At 67.9% G+C, this 17,877-nt stretch carries 17 protein-coding genes; 11 read left to right on the top strand and 6 right to left on the bottom strand.

Going from position 1 to position 17,877, the window contains the following annotated elements:
* Window positions 1–483: a hypothetical protein gene (locus tag KY49_RS21570; protein WP_042586534.1), complete on the bottom strand. Its 483-nt coding sequence runs from the start codon at window positions 481–483 to the stop codon at window positions 1–3.
* Window positions 484–811: 328 nt separating this feature from the next.
* Here KY49_RS21570 and KY49_RS21565 point away from each other — a divergent pair, with 328 nt between their 5' ends.
* The 10 genes from KY49_RS21565 (at window position 812) to KY49_RS21520 (ending at window position 12,154) form a co-directional block, all read left to right on the top strand.
* Window positions 812–1,792: an AAA family ATPase gene (locus KY49_RS21565; protein ID WP_042586533.1), complete on the top strand. Its 981-nt coding sequence runs from the start codon at window positions 812–814 to the stop codon at window positions 1,790–1,792.
* 160 nt (window positions 1,793–1,952) lie between these two features.
* A complete protein-coding gene (locus tag KY49_RS21560; RefSeq protein WP_042586532.1) occupies window positions 1,953–3,062 on the top strand; it encodes an NAD(P)/FAD-dependent oxidoreductase in 1,110 nt (369 codons plus the stop codon).
* Window positions 3,063–3,236: 174 nt separating this feature from the next.
* The gene (locus KY49_RS21555) at window positions 3,237–3,551 is read left to right on the top strand and encodes a high-potential iron-sulfur protein (protein WP_042586531.1); all 315 of its coding nucleotides are present in this window, start codon (window positions 3,237–3,239) and stop codon (window positions 3,549–3,551) included.
* A gap of 209 nt (window positions 3,552–3,760) precedes the next feature.
* Window positions 3,761–5,068, top strand: a complete 1,308-nt coding sequence (locus KY49_RS21550) for an MFS transporter (RefSeq protein WP_042586530.1) — start codon at window positions 3,761–3,763, stop codon at window positions 5,066–5,068.
* A 258-nt stretch (window positions 5,069–5,326) separates the two neighbouring features.
* A complete protein-coding gene (locus KY49_RS21545; RefSeq protein WP_042586529.1) occupies window positions 5,327–6,955 on the top strand; it encodes an ABC transporter substrate-binding protein in 1,629 nt (542 codons plus the stop codon).
* A gap of 112 nt (window positions 6,956–7,067) precedes the next feature.
* A complete protein-coding gene (locus KY49_RS21540; protein ID WP_042586528.1) occupies window positions 7,068–8,078 on the top strand; it encodes an ABC transporter permease subunit in 1,011 nt (336 codons plus the stop codon).
* Window positions 8,079–8,081: 3 nt separating this feature from the next.
* Complete coding sequence (locus KY49_RS21535; RefSeq protein ID WP_042586527.1) at window positions 8,082–8,999, top strand: ABC transporter permease subunit; 918 nt, start codon at window positions 8,082–8,084, stop codon at window positions 8,997–8,999.
* 2 nt (window positions 9,000–9,001) lie between these two features.
* Window positions 9,002–10,000: an ABC transporter ATP-binding protein gene (locus tag KY49_RS21530; RefSeq protein ID WP_042586526.1), complete on the top strand. Its 999-nt coding sequence runs from the start codon at window positions 9,002–9,004 to the stop codon at window positions 9,998–10,000.
* Entirely contained in the window at window positions 9,997–11,013 is a 1,017-nt protein-coding gene (locus KY49_RS21525; RefSeq protein WP_042586525.1) for a peptide ABC transporter ATP-binding protein, read from the top strand. The genes KY49_RS21530 and KY49_RS21525 overlap by 4 nt, the downstream gene beginning before the upstream one ends.
* Window positions 11,006–12,154 (top strand): TraB/GumN family protein, encoded by a 1,149-nt coding sequence (locus KY49_RS21520; protein WP_042586524.1) that lies wholly within the window; start codon window positions 11,006–11,008, stop codon window positions 12,152–12,154. Before KY49_RS21525 ends, KY49_RS21520 begins: the two co-directional genes overlap by 8 nt.
* A 712-nt stretch (window positions 12,155–12,866) precedes the next feature.
* Here KY49_RS21520 and KY49_RS21515 read toward each other — a convergent pair.
* The 4 genes from KY49_RS21515 to pxpB all read right to left on the bottom strand — a co-directional run bounded on the left by KY49_RS21515 (window position 12,867) and on the right by pxpB (window position 16,593).
* Entirely contained in the window at window positions 12,867–13,892 is a 1,026-nt protein-coding gene (locus tag KY49_RS21515) for an IS110 family transposase (RefSeq protein ID WP_042584526.1), read from the bottom strand.
* Between the two features lie 160 nt (window positions 13,893–14,052).
* Complete coding sequence (gene pxpA / locus KY49_RS21510) at window positions 14,053–14,817, bottom strand: 5-oxoprolinase subunit PxpA (protein ID WP_042586523.1); 765 nt, start codon at window positions 14,815–14,817, stop codon at window positions 14,053–14,055.
* A gap of 49 nt (window positions 14,818–14,866) precedes the next feature.
* Window positions 14,867–15,940, bottom strand: a complete 1,074-nt coding sequence (locus KY49_RS21505; RefSeq protein ID WP_042586522.1) for a biotin-dependent carboxyltransferase family protein — start codon at window positions 15,938–15,940, stop codon at window positions 14,867–14,869.
* A complete protein-coding gene (gene pxpB, locus KY49_RS21500; protein ID WP_042586521.1) occupies window positions 15,937–16,593 on the bottom strand; it encodes a 5-oxoprolinase subunit PxpB in 657 nt (218 codons plus the stop codon). The genes KY49_RS21505 and pxpB overlap by 4 nt, the downstream gene beginning before the upstream one ends.
* Window positions 16,594–16,742: 149 nt before the next feature.
* Between pxpB and KY49_RS21495 the strand changes: the two genes are divergently transcribed.
* The gene (locus KY49_RS21495; protein ID WP_042586520.1) at window positions 16,743–17,255 is read left to right on the top strand and encodes a winged helix DNA-binding protein; all 513 of its coding nucleotides are present in this window, start codon (window positions 16,743–16,745) and stop codon (window positions 17,253–17,255) included.
* A gap of 10 nt (window positions 17,256–17,265) precedes the next feature.
* On the opposite strand, the gene KY49_RS21490 is transcribed toward KY49_RS21495, so the two are convergent.
* Window positions 17,266–17,874 (bottom strand): 5-formyltetrahydrofolate cyclo-ligase, encoded by a 609-nt coding sequence (locus KY49_RS21490; RefSeq protein WP_042586519.1) that lies wholly within the window; start codon window positions 17,872–17,874, stop codon window positions 17,266–17,268.
* Between the last annotated feature and the right edge of the window lie 3 nt (window positions 17,875–17,877).

Genomic DNA, 17,877 nt, shown 5'->3' with positions numbered 1-17,877 from the left:
TCAGTCCTTGCTGACGTGCGCGCGCAGGCGGTACACGAGCTGCGGATGCTGCTCGACGAGCGTCCAGTCGGTCCAGTTGTCGCCGCCGACCGACAGCCCCGGATGGCTCGCGACGATTTGCCGCGGCGAGCTCGGCAGGCATGGATCGCTCGGCTTCGCGTCCGGGTCGTCGAGCGTTTCCTGCACGTCGAGCGCGAGCGAGATCGCGTTCGCGTCGACCGCGAGCGGCGCGACGGTGACGGAGCGCGAACGCTCGGTCGGCACGACGCGCGCCTGGTCGCCGCAGCCGACGGGCACGGCGGACGGATAACGATGGGTGTCGGTGCGGGTCTGACCCACGGTGGTTTTCTGCTGGAACGTGTCGATCGTCTGACCGTCGCGCACCACCTGGATCTCCCATGCGACGGCGGCGGGCGCGGGGCTCTGCGCATGGGCGGCGAGCGCGGCGCTCGCCAGCAGGACGGCCAGGCCGTGTTTCAGCATGAAGCCTCTCCGGAATCGCGGTGTAGCGGGAAACGGACGCACATCTTACGCCCGATCGGCATCGGCCGCGATGCGACCGGAGGCGGCGCGACGCGTGTGTCGCGCGATGCGGTCCTGCTTGAAAGGTAAGTGCGCGTTGCGCGTTTTCAAGCAAAAAAAACGCGTGAACGCCGCGCGTCGATCCTATGTGCCGCCGCGCGAACCTGCCGCGCGCGCCGGCTGTCAGCAGCACACGCGCGCGGCTGCTTGCTTGCACCGGAATTCTGGACCGCTACACTGAAATCGAAGGGGTCTGATGGTGCGGCAAGCAAGCGGGTGCGAGGTTGGTATGACGACGGCGATGGTGAAACAGGAACTGGCGGTGGCGTCCTTCAGCACGGTGTATGACCTCGAGCAGGTCGAGACGGCGCTGAACGACCTGAACGACGGCGCGAGCGACGCGTTGCGCGCCACCTACGAGAGGATGCTCAAGACCGGCAATCTGCGCTTTTGCGTGAAGCCGAACCGGATGCCGTCGTTCGACGCGCTCGGCGAGGCGCTGCCCAATTTCACGGAGCCGCTCGGCGACGTGCGCAAGCAGATCGCGCTGTGCCTCGAAACCGACGACCGGCTCGAACTGATGCCGATCCTGCTGCTCGGCCCGCCGGGCATCGGCAAGACCTATTTCGCGAAGGCGCTCGCGCAACTGCTCGGCACGTCGTATCACTACGTGCCGATGAGTTCGCTGACGGCGGGCTGGATCCTGTCGGGCGCGTCGTCGCAGTGGAAGAACGCGAAGCCGGGCAAGGTGTTCGATGCGCTCGTCAACGGCAGCTACGCGAACCCGGTGATCGCGGTCGACGAGATCGACAAGGCGGGCAGCGACGCGCAATACGATCCGCTCGGCGCGCTTTATGCGTTGCTCGAGCATGACACCGCGCGCGCGTTCGTCGACGAATTCGCCGAGGTGCCGATCGATGCGGGCAGCGTGATCTGGGTCGCGACCGCGAACGACGCGCAGGCGATTCCGGAGCCGCTGCTCAACCGGATGAACGTGTACGAGATCGCGCCGCCCGACGCGGCCGGCGCGCGCCGCATCGCGCAGACGATTTACGACGAGATCCGCACGTCGCACGCGTGGGGCCGGCGCTTTCCGGACACGCTCGGCGACGACGCGCTCGACGTGCTCGCCGCGACGCCGCCGCGCACGATGCGGCGTGCGCTGCTGCACGCGTTCGGCGCCGCGCGCCTCGACGGGCGCGATGCGATCGAGGCGCGCGACATCCGCGCGGACGAAGGCGCGACGAAGCGCCGCCCGATCGGGTTCTGACACTCGGGATCACTCGGGATCACTCGGGATACCAGGGAGAGTCGTTGCCGGCGACGCGGGATCGGCGAGAAACATCCGGCTACACATGTGTCCTGCATGCGTGTGGACCGGGACGTACAATCGTCTTCTCTCCCTCGACGCGACAACGACGCGAAAAGCCATGGAGCAGACGGACTGTGTGGTGATCGGCGCGGGCGTCGTCGGGCTCGCGATCGCTCGCGAGCTCGCCGCGCGCGGCCGCGAGACGCTGGTGCTCGAGGCGGCCGACGCGATCGGCACCGGCGCGAGCGCGCGCAGCAGCGAGGTGATTCACGCAGGTCTCTACTATCCGCGCGGCTCGCTGAAGGCGATATCGTGCGTGCACGGCCGCGACCTGCTGTACGAATTCTGCGAAACGCATCACGTCCCGCATCGCCGCGTCGGCAAGCTGCTCGTCGCGACGTCCGCCGCGCAGGTGAAACAGCTGAAGGCGATCGCCGCGCGCGCCGAGGAGAACGGCGTGCTCGACCTGATGCCGCTCACGCGCGGCGAGGCGCAGACGCTCGAGCCCGCGCTCGAATGCGTCGAGGCGCTGTTCTCGCCGAGCACGGGCATCGTCGACAGCCATCAGCTGATGCTCGCGCTGCTCGGCGACGCCGAACGCAACGGCGCCGTGTGCGCGCTGAAGTCCCCGGTCGAATCGATCGACGTGCTGCGCGGCGCGCGCTTCGTCGTGCGCACCGGCGGCGACACGCCGGCCGAGATCGAGGCGGCGTGCGTGATCAACAGCGCGGGGCTCGGCGCGCAGGCGCTCGCGCGTCGCACGCGCGGCCTCGATCCGCGCTGGGTGCCGCCGCTCTATCTCGCGCGCGGCACCTACTTCAGCCTGTCGGGGCGCGCGCCGTTCTCGCACCTGGTCTACCCGATGCCCGAGCGCGCGGGGCTCGGCATCCATCTGACGCTGGACCTCGCCGGGCAGGCGCGCTTCGGGCCGGACGTCGAGTGGATCGACGCGCCGCGCTACGACGTCGATCCGGCGCGCGCGCAGGCGTTCTACGCACCGATCCGCGCGTACTGGCCGGCGCTGCCCGACGGTGCGCTGCAGCCGGCCTATGCGGGCGTGCGCCCGAAGCTCGCGGGGCCGGGCGAAGCGCCCGCCGACTTCATCGTGCAGGGCGTCGCGCAGCATGGCGTGCGCGGCCTCGTGAACCTGTTCGGCATCGAGTCGCCGGGGTTGACCGCGGCGCTCGCGCTCGCGCAGCGGGTCGGCGAAATGATGGCGCGCGGGTGATTTCGCGCGGCTGATGGCGGCGGTGTCGCGGCAGTGTGGCGGCCGCGTGGCGCGACTTTGCGAAATTTCTTATCTCCGGCATTTCGGGCCGCACATTCGCTGGCGTGAGCGTTATGCTGTCACACGGCTGTCGCTAGAGCAGCTTTCATATCGATAACATTGGAGCGAGTCCCCATGAAAACTTCCCGTCGGAGTTTCCTGATCACGAGCGTCGGCGTCGTCTCGGCCATGGCGCTGTCGCGCGAAGCGCTGGCCGCCGATCTGCCGATGCTGTCCGAAAGCGACCCGGCCGCGCAGGCGCTCGGCTACAAGATGGACGCCACGAAGGTCGACAAGGCGAAATTCCCGAAATACGCGGCGGGCCAGGACTGCGCGGCCTGCATGCTGTACCAGGGCAAGAAGGGCTCGGCATCCGGGCCGTGCGGCGCGTTCCCCGGCAAGCAGGTGTCGGCCAAGGGCTGGTGCAACGCGTTCACGAAGATGGCATAACGCCCGCACTGCCCGAACCGCCCGCGCGGCATCATGCGGTGCCGCAATTTCGCGCGAGCCCCGATACGCCCGCCATCGTTCGATGGCGGGCGTCTTTTATTGCTTGAAATCGGTTCCGCGCCTTTCTACACTCGCTGCAAACCGGCGCGTCGCAGCGGCACCCCGCGTCGCACCTCCGCACCGAACCATTTCACGAGGGCGAGACACGCATGGCGACGATTGCGCGTTCAACGAAAACGGTCGGGCCCGAGCGCGCGCTGAACCGGCGCGCGGTGGCGGCGGCGGTCATCGGCAACGCGCTCGAGTGGTACGACTTCACGGTCTTCAGCTTCATGGTGGTCGTGATCGCCGACCTGTTCTTTCCGACGACCAGCGAATATTCGTCGCTGCTGCTGGCCACCGCGACGTTCGGCGTCGCGTTCTTCATGCGGCCGATCGGCGGCGTCGTGCTCGGGCTGTATGCGGACCGCGCCGGCCGCAAGGCCGCGCTGTCGCTGGTGATCCTGCTGATGACGGCCGGCATCTTCCTGCTCGCGGTCGCGCCGCCGTATGCGGCGATCGGCATCGGCGGCCCGCTGCTGATCGTGTTCGGCCGCCTGCTGCAGGGCTTTTCCGTGGGCGGCGAGTTCGGCAGCGCGACCGCGCTGCTGATCGAAGCCGCGCCGTTTTCGAAGCGAGGCTTCTACGGCAGCTGGCAGATGGCGAGCCAGGCCGCGGCGCTGCTGATCGGCGCGCTCGTCGGCGCGGCCGTCACGCACGGGCTGTCGCAGGACGCGCTGCGCGCGTGGGGCTGGCGCGTGCCGTTCATCGTCGGGCTCGCGATCGGGCCGATCGGCGTCTACGTCCGCAGCCATCTCGCGGACTCGGAAGCCTTCCTGCATGCGCAGCAGAGCGCGCGGCGCGCGACGCTCGGCGAAGTGTTCACGCGCCATTCGCGTGAAGTGCTGTGCGGGCTCGGCGCGGTGATCGCACTGACGGTGACGATCTACGTGCTGATCAGCTATCTGCCGACCTTCGCGGTGAAGCAGCTGAAGCTGCCGTATGCGCAATCGTTCCACGCGGTGATCGTCGGCAACCTGCTGCTTACCGTGCTGTCGCCGCTCGCGGGCGCGTGGTCGGACCGCATCGGCCGCAAGGGGCTGTCGCTGTGGTCGCTCGTGATCACGTTCGCGCTGATGTACCCGCTGTTCGCGTGGCTCGACGCCGCGCCGAGCATCGCGCGGCTGATCGCCGTGCAGGCCGCGCTGTCGGTGACGCTCGCGGGCTACTACGGCCCGTTCGGCGCGATGATCGCCGAGCTGTTTCCGGCCAACGTGCGCTCGACCGGGCTGTCGATCGCGTACAACGTCGCGGTGATGCTGTTCGGCGGCTTCGGGCAGTTCATCGTCACGTGGCTCATCAAGGCCACCGGCTCGCCGCTCGCGCCGACCTGGTACGTGATGGCGGGGCTCGCGCTGTCGATCGTCGCGGTCGCGTTCGTGCCGGCGCGCAGCGCGGATCTCGACGCGCGCCGCTGAGCCGCCGGCCGCCACGCCGTGTCCGCCGCAGCGCGGAGAGTGTTTAGTTGACCAAGGAAACACGCGCTGCATCAGCGGAACCGACGCTCGCGCGCCCCCGGGCCGCCGTCATCCGCCGGCAACACCCGTGAACACCCGCGCCGGCGCGCGGGGACGAGTTTTTTCTCCAGCTTGTTGCGCAATCGCTAGCTCAAGTAATATCCGCGTACGCCGGCCCCTGCTGAAGGGGCGGTTCCGATCTGGAGACCTGGAGGAAACATGGAATACAACCGTCTGTTGCATACCCTGCGTGTTACCGCCATGGCAGGCGTGGCAGCGGCATCGTTCGGCATCGCGGGCTCTGCATTCGCACAGATCCCGAACAAAACGCTCGTCTACTGCTCAGAAGGCAGCCCGGCGGGCTTCGATTCCGCGCAATACACGACCGGCGTCGATTTCACGGCGGCCACGTTCACCGTCTACAACCGCCTCGTCGAATTCGAGCGCGGCGGCACCAAGGTCGAGCCCGGCCTCGCCGAGAAGTGGGACGTGTCGCCCGACGGCAAGGCCTACACGTTCCACCTGCGCCACGGCGTCAAGTTCCACACGACCGACTTCTTCAAGCCGACGCGCGAATTCAACGCGGACGACGTCGTGTTCACGTTCCAGCGCATGCTCGACCCGAACCAGCCGTTCCGCAAGGCCTACCCGGTGTCGTTCCCGTACTTCACCGACATGGGCCTCGACAAGCTGATCACGAAGGTCGAGAAGGTCGATCCGTACACGGTGAAATTCACGCTGTCGGAACCGAACGCGCCGTTCATCCAGAACATGGCGATGGAATTCGCGTCGATCCTGTCGGCCGAATATGCGGACCAGCTGTTGAAGGCCGGCAAGGCCGCCGACATCAACCAGAAGCCGATCGGCACGGGCCCGTTCATCTTCCGCAGCTATACGAAGGACGCGACGATCCGCTTCGACGGCAATCCCGACTACTGGAAGAAGGGCGAAGTGAAGATCGCGAAGCTGATCTTCTCGATCACGCCCGATCCGGGCGTGCGCGTGCAGAAGATCAAGCGCAACGAGTGCCAGGTGATGACCTATCCGCGTCCGGCCGACATCGCGACGCTGAAGGCCGATTCGAACGTCGACATGCCGTCGCAGGCGGGCTTCAATCTCGGCTACCTCGCGTACAACGTCGAGCACAAGCCGATGGACAAGCTCGAGGTGCGCCAGGCGCTCGACATGGCGATCAACAAGAAGGCGATCCTCGAATCGGTGTACCAGGGCGCGGGCCAGGCCGCGAGCGCGCCGATGCCGCCGACGCAATGGTCGTACGACAAGAGCCTGAAGATGCCCGCGTACGACACCGCGAAGGCGAAGGCGCTGCTGTCGAAGGCGGGCTTCCCGAACGGCTTCGAGATCACGCTGTGGGCGATGCCGGTGCAGCGCGCGTACAACCCGAACGGCCGACTGATGGCCGAGATGATCCAGGCCGACTGGGCGAAGATCGGCGTGAAGGCGAAGATCGTCACGTACGAGTGGGGCGAGTACATCAAGCGCGCGCACGGCGGCGAGCAGGACACGATGCTGATCGGCTGGACCGGCGACAACGGCGATCCGGACAACTGGCTCGGCACGCTGCTCGGCTGCGAGGCGATCAAGGGCAACAACTTCTCGCGCTGGTGCTACAAGCCGTTCGACGAACTGGTCCAGAAGGGCCGCACGACGAACGGGCAGGACGCGCGCACGAAGATCTACACGCAGGCGCAGCAGATCTTCGCGCAGCAGGTGCCGTTCTCGCCGATCGCGAACTCGACCGTCTACCAGCCGGTGCGCAAGAACGTCGTCGACATGCGCATCGAGCCGCTCGGCTATGCACGCTTCGACGGCGTGAGCGTGAAGTGACGCGACGAGCGTAAGCTGTCACGAAAACCGGCTTGAAATCACCCGGCGGCGAGGGGCCACGAGCTCCTCGTCGCCGGTCGCACATTTCCCACAAGAAAATACGAGACGCATCATGCTCCGATTCGTATTGCGCCGCGTGGGGATGGTGATCCCGACCTTCATCGGCATCACCATCCTCGCGTTCGCGCTGATTCACCTGATCCCGGGCGACCCCATCGAAGTGATGATGGGCGAGCGCGGCGTCGATCCCGTCATGCACGCGGAGGCGATGAAGCGCCTCGGGCTCGACCAGCCGCTGCCCGTGCAGTACGTCCACTACATCGGCCGTGCGCTGTCGGGCGACCTCGGCACGTCGATCATCACCAACACGAGCGTCGCGGGCGAGTTCTTCGCGCGCTTCCCGGCGACCGTCGAGCTGTCGCTGTGCGCGCTCGTGTTCGCGCTCGTCGTCGGCCTGCCGGCCGGCGTCATCGCGGCGCTGCGGCGCGGCTCGATCGTCGACCACGGCGTGATGGGCACCGCGCTCACCGGCTATTCGATGCCGATCTTCTGGTGGGGGCTGATCCTCATCATGGTGTTTTCGTCGTACCTGGGCTGGACGCCCGTGTCCGGCCGCATCGCGGTCGAATACGAGATTCCGCACGTGACGGGCTTCATGCTGATCGACGCGCTGCTCGCGCCGGACGAAGGCGTGTTCCGCTCGGCGGTCAGCCACCTGATTCTGCCGTCGATCGTGCTCGGCACGATTCCGCTCGCGGTGATCGCACGGATGACCCGTTCGTCGATGCTCGAAGTGCTGCGCGAGGACTACATCCGCACCGCGCGCGCGAAGGGGCTGTCGCCGGTGCGCGTCGTCGTCGTGCATGCGCTGCGCAACGCGCTGATCCCGGTCGTCACCGTGATCGGCCTGCAGATCGGCACGCTGCTCGCCGGCGCGGTGCTGACCGAGACGCTGTTTTCGTGGCCCGGCGTGGGCAAGTGGCTGATCGACGCGATCGGCCGCCGCGACTATCCGGTCGTGCAGGGCGGCATCCTGCTGATCGCGACCCTCGTGATCGTCGTGAACCTGGCCGTCGACCTGCTGTACGGCGTGCTGAACCCGCGCATCCGCCACACGAGGTAAATCATGAGCAACCTGCAAAACACCCTGCCGAGCGAATCGGTGCCGGCCGGCGGCCGCACGCTCGCGCTGCGCGAATTCTGGGCCAACTTCTCGCGCAACCGCGGCGCGGTCGGCGCGGGCATCGTCGTGCTCGCGCTGATCTTCATCGCGCTGTTCGCGCCGCTGATCGCGCCGCACAGCCCGGTCGAGCAATACCGCGACTACGTGAAGATCCCGCCCGCGTGGCTCGACGGCGGCAACTGGAAGTTCGTCCTCGGCACCGACGAAGCCGGCCGCGACATCCTGTCCCGGCTGATGTACGGCGCGCGGATGTCGTTCTGGATCGGCTTCGTGTCGGTCGTGCTCGCGCTGATCCCGGGCATCGTGCTCGGGCTGGTTGCCGCGTTCTTCCAGAAATGGGCCGACACGCCGGTGATGCGCATCATGGACGTGCTGCTCGCGCTGCCGTCGCTGCTGCTCGCGGTCGCGGTCGTCGCGATCATCGGCCCGGGCCTCACCAACACGATGTTCGCGATCGCGATCGTCGCGCTGCCCGCGTACGTGCGCCTGACGCGCGCATCGGCGCTCGGCGAGCTGCAGAAGGAGTACGTGACGGCGTCGCGCGTGGCGGGCGCCGGCACGCTGCGCCTGATGTTCTCGCAGGTGCTGCCGAACTGCACGGCGCCGCTGATCGTGCAGGCGACGCTCGGCTTCTCATCGGCGATCCTCGACGCGGCCGCGCTCGGCTTTCTCGGCCTCGGCGTGCAGCCGCCGACCGCCGAATGGGGCGCGATGCTGGCCTCCGCGCGCGACTACATCGACAACGCATGGTGGATCGTGACGATGCCGGGCCTGTCGATCCTGATCTCGGTGCTCGCGATCAACCTGCTCGGCGACGGGCTGCGCGACGCGCTCGATCCCAAACTGAAACGGATGGCCTGAACATGAGCGAGAACCTTCTGACCATCCGCAATCTCGCGGTGAATTTCAACGGCTTGCCCGCCGTCGACCGGATCAACCTGTCGATCGCGCCGGGCGAGGTGGTGGGCGTCGTCGGCGAATCGGGCTCGGGCAAGAGCGTGACGATGATGGCGCTGATGGGCCTGATCGACGCGCCCGGCAAGGTGACGGCCGACGAAGTCACGTTCAACGGCGTGGACCTGCTGAAGGCGTCGCCGAAGGCGCGGCGCAAGATCATCGGCAAGGACATCGCGATGGTGTTCCAGGACGCGCTGACGAGCCTGAACCCGAGCTACACGGTCGGCTACCAGATCAAGGAAGTGCTGAAGCTGCACGAAGGGCTGCGCGGCGACGCGCTCCATCGCCGCGCGCTCGAGCTGCTCGACCAGGTCGGCATCCCCGACCCGAAGAGCCGCATCGATTCGTTCCCGCACCAGATGTCGGGCGGGATGAACCAGCGCGTGATGATCGCGATGGCCGTCGCGTGCAACCCGAAGCTCCTGATCGCCGACGAGCCGACCACCGCGCTCGACGTGACGATCCAGGCGCAGATCATGGATCTGCTCGTGAAGCTGCAGAAGGAGCGCGGGATGGCGCTCGTGCTGATCTCGCACGATCTCGCCGTGGTGTCCGAAGTCGCGCAGCGCGTCGCGGTGATGTACGCGGGCGAGATCATCGAGACCAATCGCGTGCCGGACATCTTCGCGCAGCCGCATCATCCGTACACCGAAGCATTGCTCGCGGCGATTCCCGAGCACAACAAGGGGGCGCGGCGGCTTGCCGCATTGCCGGGGATGGTGCCGGGCCGCGATGATCGCCCGTCCGGGTGCCTGTTCGCGCCGCGCTGCAAGTACGTCGTCGACGATTGCCGCAAGGCGCGTCCGTCGCTCGACACGCTGGCGGCGGGCAACGACGCGATGCGCGCGCGCTGCATCAAGCCGCTCAATCTGACGAACCTCGACCTGACGGGAGGCGCACGATGAATGCTGTCAACGAAACGCGCCGCACGGCGCACGACGAGGATGCGGTGCTGGTCGCCGACCAGCTCGCGAAGCACTACCAGGTGAAGCGCGGCATGTTCGGCCAGGGCACCGTGAAGGCGCTCAACGGCGTGTCGTTCACGCTGAAGCGCGGCCGCACGCTCGCGGTCGTCGGCGAGTCCGGCTGCGGCAAGTCGACCCTCGCGCGCCAGCTCACGATGATCGAGACGCCGACCTCCGGACACCTGACGATCGACGGCAAGGACGTCGCCGGTGCGGACCGGAAGACGGTCGCCGAGCTGCGCCGCCGCGTGCAGATGGTGTTCCAGAACCCGTTCGCGTCGCTGAACCCGCGCAAGACCGTCGAGCAGACGCTCGCCGAGCCGCTCGAGATCAACACGAACCTGACGGCCGCCGAGCGCGCGCAGCGCGTCGCGCAGATCATGCGCACGGTCGGCCTGCGGCCCGAGCATGCGAAGCGCTATCCGCACATGTTCTCGGGCGGTCAGCGGCAGCGCGTCGCGATCGCGCGCGCAATGATCCTCGATCCGCGGATCGTCGTCGCCGACGAGCCGGTGTCCGCGCTCGACGTGTCAATCCAGGCGCAGATCCTCAACCTGTTCATGGACCTGCAGGAGCAGTTCAAGACCAGCTACGTGTTCATCTCGCACAACCTCGCGGTGGTCGAGCACGTCGCCGACGACGTGATGGTGATGTACTTCGGCAGCGTCGCCGAGCTCGGCGACAAGGCGACGATCTACGCGCGCCCGCGCCATCCGTACACGCGCGCGCTGATGTCGGCGACGCCGGCGATCTTCGAGGAAGACCGCCGCGTGCAGATCAAGCTGCAGGGCGAGCTGCCGTCGCCGCTCAATCCGCCGTCGGGCTGCGCGTTCCATCAGCGCTGCCCGTATGCGGTCGCGCGCTGCCGGGTCGAGGAGCCGCAGCTGCGCGACGTCGATGGCCGGCGCGTTGCGTGCCATCGCGCCGAGGAGGTGGGGGAGGAGGATGCCTGAAGGCCTGGCGGCGCGCGCTTCGACTGCGCGCCGTGAGCGCATCGGCGGTACGCGCGTGCGTCGCGCGTGCCGCAACGCACGCCGCTGGAGCGTGCGCACCGTGACCGGCGCGGCGCTGGCCGGTGCGTGCGCGGTGGCCGGCCTTGCCGCACCCGTCGAACTCGCGCGGGCCGAGGCGCGCGCGTCGGCGACGGCGCCGCTCCATCCTTCGCAGGTGCCGCCGCCCGGCGTGACCCTGCCGGGCTTCCACCCGCCGCCGTCGGCGTCGAACGGCACGGTCGCGAGCGGCGCGGTGCGCGCGCAGCCGGCACGGATGCCGTTTTACGTCGCGACCAAGGGCAAGGTCACGATCTACGTGCTCGGCACGCTGCACGTCGGCGATCCGTCCGACTATCCGGGCGCGCAGCCGTTCCGGCCGCGCATCCTCGCGGCGCTCGCCGCGGCGCCGACGCTCGCGCTCGAGCTGTCGCCGGACGATCTGCTCGAATCGCAGGACGACGTGTCGAAGTACGGCGTCTGCAACTACGCGTGCCTGCCGCGCCTGCTGCCCGAGCCGCTGTGGCAGCAGCTCGCCGGCCGGCTGCGCGGCAATTCGGCCGCGCTCGCCGGAATCCGCAAGATGCGGCCGTGGCTCGCCGCGCTCGTCGTCGAGACCTACGATTCGCTGTCGGCCGGCCTGCAGACCGAGTACGGCACCGAGGCGCAATTGCAGAACGTGTACCTGAAGAAGAAGGGCGGCCGGGTGGTCGGGCTCGAGACGCTCGCCGAGCAGATGCGCGCGTTCACCGGCCTCACGCTCGCCGAGCAGCGCGAGATGCTCGCGCAGGACATGGTGCAGACGCCCGCGCAGAACGCCGCCGACGTGAAGGCGCTGCACCGGCTGTGGCGGATCGGCGACGCCGATGCGCTCGCCGCGTGGGCGGTCGCGAAGAGCGAGCGCCTGTCGCGTTCGAAGGCGCTGTCCGCATCGATGGACAACAAGATCCTGTACCAGCGCAACCGGCGCTTCGTTGCACGGATGACGGCAATCGCCGCGCCGAACCGGCCGCTGTTCGTCGCGATCGGCGCGCTGCATCTGGGCGGCCCGCGCGGCGTGCTCGAACTGTTGCGCCAGCAAGGTTACCGGGTCGACGCGAACTGATCGCGCCGATGCGGCGTGCCGATCCTTCCCCGTTTGATCGACGATTGGCGTGCCGCATGTCGTCTAAGGAAAACCCTCGATTCGTCAGAAAATAGCGTTTCAAACGATTGACATCTCGTTCGGGCAATCTCTATTCTTCATCCCACAAGTTGAAAAATTGAAAAGAACAGATAAGTTCTACGGGGTAGCAAAAAAAGCGCGGGGTGAGCGTCGCCGGCACGCGTATCGCGTGCCGGCCGCGGAGTGTCTGCATGCACGGCGGGGCCAACCATTGTCCGATCTCGATCGCATGCGGGCCGACTTGCGGATAAGCAACGTTCCGTCGTCCAACCGGGGGATGCAGCAACGGGCGGCGGCGGGCGTATTTTGATCCGGAGCGGGTCTTTCCGGTCGCCGTCGACAGACGGCTTCAGCTGGGCGAACCGGCGTCCGACGATGCGGTTCGGCCAACAAAATCTATGGTCAGCCCGATTTTTGCAAGCGAGGCAGTGTTGACCTAAAGTGGACTTGCTCGAATCTATCCGGGGTCGCGGATGGGAATGATCCCGCCCCATGATGGGAGCCGCGCCGGGCAAACCTCAAAAAGCGCTCAGCATCGAGATGCTGTTTTTGTTGTCAGGTTACTTGCCCGGCCGTTGAGTCGTTTATGCCTTCACGTATCTCGCGTCGCAAAACCAGGTGTGACTACTGAAGCCGTAAGCGATCGGAAGCGTCAGGCCGCAAGAGCCGCCGGCGCGCTTCTGTAGTGTGTCCCTTTGGCGAGGATGGCCCACGCGATCCTCGCCAATTTATTGGCCAGCGCGCAAGCCACTACGTTCGAGTGCCGTCGCGCCAACAGGCTGCGGACCCAGGTGCCCAAGGAATCCGTTCGGCGCTCGATACCCAGCATGATGACCCGCGCGCATTGCACCAGCAGCCGTCGCAGTTCCTTGTCGCCGCGCTTGCTGATGCCCAGTAGCGTTGGTTTGCCGCCGGTGCTGTACTGTCGCGGCACCAGACCGATCGAAGCGGCAAACTGCCTTGCCGAACCATATTGATGGGCGTCGCCCAATTCCGACATCAACACGCTGGCGGTGATTGGCCCGATGCCGGGAATCTCCAGCAGCCGTTCGCTGCGCTCGTCCTCGTGCAATTGCGTGAGCAGCTCGTGTTCGAGCTGGCCGATCTGCTCGTCCAGATACTTGAAATGCGCCTGCAGCCGTTCGAGCACGGCCACCAGCCTGGGCGGCAACGCTTGCGTCTCCAGTACGGCCGGCAGTCTGCGGATCACCGCCATGCCACGCGGCAGGCTGATACCGAACTCCAGCAGAAATGCGTGAATCTGGTTGATCGTACCGGTGCGCTCCCGCACCAGCGCCTCGCGCACGCGGTGCAAGGCTGATACGACCTGCTGCGCTTCGTTACGCGGACTCACGAAGCGCATGCTCGGGCGCGAAGCGGCTTCACAGATCGCCTGCGCATCCGCGAAGTCGTTCTTGTTGCCTTGCCGGAACGGCTTGACGAAGTGGGGAGAAATTAGCTTGGCCTCGTGGCCCAGCGCTTGAAGTCGGCGGGCGATCCAGTGAGCACCGGCGCAGGCCTCCATGACCACGGTACAACTCGGAAAATTGCCCAGCAGCGCGAACATCTGGCTGCGCGTGAGCTTCTTGCGGAACACCATCCTGCCTGACGCGTCTTGCGCATGCAGGTGGAAGCAGTGCTTGCCCAGATCGATGCCGACTAGCGATACCGTGTCCATGATGGCCCTCCAGAAGGACAAAATCCTCACTCAGCGTAGTCCGCTGGGTGAGGATCGGGCTGACCATCCTATTAAGCGCCTCCAGGGCGCTTTTTTCTTTCCGGTCCCGCTACGGTGCCGCGTTCTTCATTCTTCGGATATGCCGACTCGGCGGCGCACGTCACGCGCCTTCGTCCGCGTGCAGCGCGCCCGGCGCCACGACGTCGATTCCCGCCTTTTCGAGCGCCGCGCGAATCCGCCGTGCGAAGGCCAGCGCATGCGGCCCGTCGCCATGCAGGCAGACCGTCTGCGCATTGAGCGGCACCCATTCGCCGCTGACCGCGCGCACCCGCCGGTCGCGCACCATGTCGAGCGTGCGGGCGATCACCTCGTCCTCGTCGTCGACGAGCGCGCCCGGCTCGCTGCGCGGCACGAGCGCACCGTCGGCGCGATAGCCGCGATCGGCGAACACCTCCTCGATCGCCGCCAGCCCCGCGTGCCGCGCGGCCGCGACGAACACGCTGTTCGCGAGGCCGAACACCGCGAGCGACGGATCGAAATCGTGAATCGCGGACACCACCGCGTCGGCGATCAGCGGATCGCGCGCGGCCTGGTTGTACAGCGCGCCGTGCGGCTTCACGTGCGCGATGCGGCCGCCTTCGGCCTGCGCGATCGCAGATAGCGCGCCGAGCTGGTAAAGCACGCCCGCGTAGATGTCGGTCGCCGGCAGCTGCATCTCCTTGCGGCCGAAATTCTCGGGATCGAGGAAGCTCGGATGCGCGCCGATCGACACGCCCTTCTGCACGGCCCAGCGCACGCAGTCGCGCATCGCGTTCGCGCCGCCCGCGTGCCAGCCGCACGCGATGTTTGCCGACGTAACGAGGTCGAGCAGCGCCTCGTCCGATCCGTATCCTTCGCCCAGGTCGGCGTTCAGATCGATTTCCATGATGTTCCTCGTCCACCCATTGCGTGGCGCGGCGCCGGTTGCTGCGTCGTCACGCCGCGCGCGACTGCGCGCGCTGGCGCGCCTCCTCGCGCATCGCGATCGCGACGTCGATCTGCCGCAGGTAGGCCCGCTCCGCGGCCAGTGCGTCGCGCGCCGCGTCCGGCGTCGTGCGCACGAAGCGGATCGGCAGGTTCAGCCGCGCCTGCGCAAGCTTCCACAGATCCGCGCGAATCACCGTTCCGATCTTAGGATACCCCCCGGTCGTCTGCGCGTCGTGCATCAGCACGATCGGCTGGCCGTTCGGCGGCACCTGGATCGTGCCGGGGAGCACCGCGTGCGACAGCAGCTCCACCGGCCGTTCGCGGCTCAGCTCGACGCCGGCGAGGCGGTAGCCCATCCGGTTGCTGTTGGCCGTGACGAGCCATTCGTCATCCCAGAATGCCTGCTGCGATTCCGCGCCGAACGACGCGTAGTCCGGGCCGGGCAGCACGCGCACCGGCATCGCCCACGGCGCGTGCGCGTGGGCGGGCCGGTGGCGGCGCGGCGGCTCGTCGACGCGCGCGAAACCGCACCACGCGGGCGCCTTGACGCCGAACTCGGGCGCATCGGCCGCGAGGCAGCCGAGGGTCGCCGGCGGCACGCCGACCGGCAGCCGGTCGCCGTCGCGCAGCGCGCGGCCGCCGAGGCCGCCGAAGCGCGACGCGAGATCGGTGCTGCGCGAGCCGAGCATCGGCAGCACGTCGATGCCGCCCGCGATGCACAGATAGCCGCGCATCCCGCGCTTCGCGGCCGGCATCGTCAGCGTCTGGCCGGCCTCGACGGGCAGGCTCCACCACGAATGGACAGGCCTGCCGTCGAGCGTCGCGCCGAATTCGGTGCCGGTGATCGCGATGCGCGTCGCGCGCGGGAAGCGGAAGGCGGCCGGGCCGATCGTGATCTCGACGGCGGCCGCGTCCGGGCGGTTGCCGACGAGGCGGTTGCCGACCTCGAGCGCGAGGCTGTCGAGCGCGCCGCCCTGCGCGACGCCGAGATGGCGCGCGCCCTGGCGGCCGAGATCCTGCACGGTCGACAGCGGGCCGGCCCGCAACACCTCGATGCTGCCCGGCGCTTTGCTCTGGGTCATGTCGCGTGGACTCCCGCAATGGTGAAGCGCACCCGGTCGCCGGGCAGGAGCAGCGTCGGCGGCTGCCGGGACGGATCGAACAGCACGTGCGCCGTGCGGCCGATCAGTTGCCAGCCGCCGGGCGACGTGGTCGGGTAGATGCCGGTCTGCGCGCCGCCGATGCCGACCGACCCGGCCGGCACCTCGAGGCGCGGCGCCGCGCGGCGCGGCATGTGCAGCGCGGCGTCGAGGCCGCCGAGATAGGCGAAGCCCGGCTGGAAGCCGAGGAAGAACACCACGTATTCGGCGCCCGCATGGCGCGCGACCACCTCGTCGGCCGACAGGCCCGCATGCGCGGCGACCGCCTGCAGGTCGGGGCCGGCCGCGCCGCCGTATTCGACCGGAATCTCGATCTCGCGGCCGGGCGCATGCTCGACGTCGGCGGTTTCCCAGGCGTCGAGCAGCGCGTCCGACAGCGTGCCGGCGGACGCGGCCAGCACGTCGAACACGATCGTCAGGTTGTTCATGCCCGGCACGACGTCGATCACGTGCGGCCACGCGCGCGCGGCCTCGGCAACGGCCCAGACGCGCCGCTGGCAATCGAGCGTGGCGGGAGGCGGCACCTCGCAGACGAGCGCGGCGTCGCCGAGCGGATAGATGCGTGGATGCGTCATCGGTCAGGCCCGGTTCGGGCGGCAATATTAACGTACATTGTCAAGAAGATATCGATAACTTGCCAGTGCGCGTTTTTGCCTAGCTGGTGCGCGCAGGCTTCTGACGTACACTCGGCACACCCTGACATCCTGCGTGCGCCGACTGTCCCATGAAGCGTCATCCGACCAAGATCGTCTCTTCCGAACACCTGGTTTCCGATTCGAGCGCGGAGCTGTCCGAGCTCGAATACGGGCTCATCATGGCAGGCAACGCGTTCAACCGCTGGATGGTGCGGTGCATGTCGGCCGCGGGCGCGAAGGACATGACGGCGGTCGAGGTGTCGCTGCTGCATCACGTCAGCCATCGCGAACGCCAGAAGAAGCTCGCCGACATCTGCTTCGTGCTCAATATCGAGGATACGCACGTCGCGACCTACGCGCTGAAAAAACTGATCGCCCGAGGCTACGTCAAGAGCGAGAAAAGCGGCAAGGAAGTTTTCTTCTTCGCGACCGAGGCCGGGCGCGACCTGTGCCTGAAGTATCGCGAGGTGCGCGAACACTGCCTGATCGAGACGCTCAAGGACAGCGGCCTCACCAACGAGCAGATCGGCGACGCGGCGCAGCTGCTGCGCCACGCGTCCGGGCTGTACGACACGGCCGCGCGGGCGGCGGCGTCGCTGTAGCCGGGCGCGCTTACGCGTCGGCCACGTAGGTTTCCTCGTCCGTCACGACCCAGCGCATCGCGAGATCGTGATCCTCGGCCGGCAGCGCGTCGACCTTGCACGCCTCGTACGCGATGCCGACCGTCACCGGCAGCGACCCGCCCGGCCACGCGGCGAGCGTGCGGTCGTAATACCCGCCGCCATACCCGAGCCGGTACAGCCACGTGTCGAATCCCACGCACGGAATCAGCAGCAGGTCCGGCACCACGACCACGCCGGACGCCGGCTCCGGAATCCGGTGGTGCCCTTCGCGCATCGGCGTCGCGTCGTCCCACGAATGAAACTCGAGCGGCGCGCGCTGCTCGCGGATCACCGGCAGCGCCACCTGCCGGCCGGCCTGCGCCGCGCGCCACGCGAGCACCGCCGCGCGCGCGTCGAATTCCCCCGCCAGCGGCCAGTAGAACCCGACCGTGCGCGGCGCGAGCCGATCGAGCAACGCACGCAGCCGCGCATCGAGCGCGTCGTTCACCGCGGGGCGCGACGCGGCGTCGCGGCGGGCCTCGGACAGCGCCCGGCGCAATGCCTGCTTCCGTTCGGCCAGATGGTTGCGTGCTATGCTTTCGCTCACTCCGTGCTCCATTCA

This window comes from Burkholderia sp. MSHR3999 (assembly GCF_000833595.1).
Lineage (GTDB): Bacteria > Pseudomonadota > Gammaproteobacteria > Burkholderiales > Burkholderiaceae > Burkholderia > Burkholderia ubonensis.
Note: the sequence above shows the minus strand (reverse complement) of the source record. Positions and strands in the feature narration are given on the sequence as shown.

Coding starts and splice junctions, on each gene's coding strand:
- KY49_RS21570 (WP_042586534.1), bottom strand. CDS start 483: ATGCTGAAACACGGCCTGGCCGTCCTGCTGGCGAGCGCCGCGCTCGCC.
- KY49_RS21565 (WP_042586533.1), top strand. CDS start 812: ATGACGACGGCGATGGTGAAACAGGAACTGGCGGTGGCGTCCTTCAGC.
- KY49_RS21560 (WP_042586532.1), top strand. CDS start 1,953: ATGGAGCAGACGGACTGTGTGGTGATCGGCGCGGGCGTCGTCGGGCTC.
- KY49_RS21555 (WP_042586531.1), top strand. CDS start 3,237: ATGAAAACTTCCCGTCGGAGTTTCCTGATCACGAGCGTCGGCGTCGTC.
- KY49_RS21550 (WP_042586530.1), top strand. CDS start 3,761: ATGGCGACGATTGCGCGTTCAACGAAAACGGTCGGGCCCGAGCGCGCG.
- KY49_RS21545 (WP_042586529.1), top strand. CDS start 5,327: ATGGAATACAACCGTCTGTTGCATACCCTGCGTGTTACCGCCATGGCA.
- KY49_RS21540 (WP_042586528.1), top strand. CDS start 7,068: ATGCTCCGATTCGTATTGCGCCGCGTGGGGATGGTGATCCCGACCTTC.
- KY49_RS21535 (WP_042586527.1), top strand. CDS start 8,082: ATGAGCAACCTGCAAAACACCCTGCCGAGCGAATCGGTGCCGGCCGGC.
- KY49_RS21530 (WP_042586526.1), top strand. CDS start 9,002: ATGAGCGAGAACCTTCTGACCATCCGCAATCTCGCGGTGAATTTCAAC.
- KY49_RS21525 (WP_042586525.1), top strand. CDS start 9,997: ATGAATGCTGTCAACGAAACGCGCCGCACGGCGCACGACGAGGATGCG.
- KY49_RS21520 (WP_042586524.1), top strand. CDS start 11,006: ATGCCTGAAGGCCTGGCGGCGCGCGCTTCGACTGCGCGCCGTGAGCGC.
- KY49_RS21515 (WP_042584526.1), bottom strand. CDS start 13,892: ATGGACACGGTATCGCTAGTCGGCATCGATCTGGGCAAGCACTGCTTC.
- pxpA (WP_042586523.1), bottom strand. CDS start 14,817: ATGGAAATCGATCTGAACGCCGACCTGGGCGAAGGATACGGATCGGAC.
- KY49_RS21505 (WP_042586522.1), bottom strand. CDS start 15,940: ATGACCCAGAGCAAAGCGCCGGGCAGCATCGAGGTGTTGCGGGCCGGC.
- pxpB (WP_042586521.1), bottom strand. CDS start 16,593: ATGACGCATCCACGCATCTATCCGCTCGGCGACGCCGCGCTCGTCTGC.
- KY49_RS21495 (WP_042586520.1), top strand. CDS start 16,743: ATGAAGCGTCATCCGACCAAGATCGTCTCTTCCGAACACCTGGTTTCC.
- KY49_RS21490 (WP_042586519.1), bottom strand. CDS start 17,874: ATGGAGCACGGAGTGAGCGAAAGCATAGCACGCAACCATCTGGCCGAA.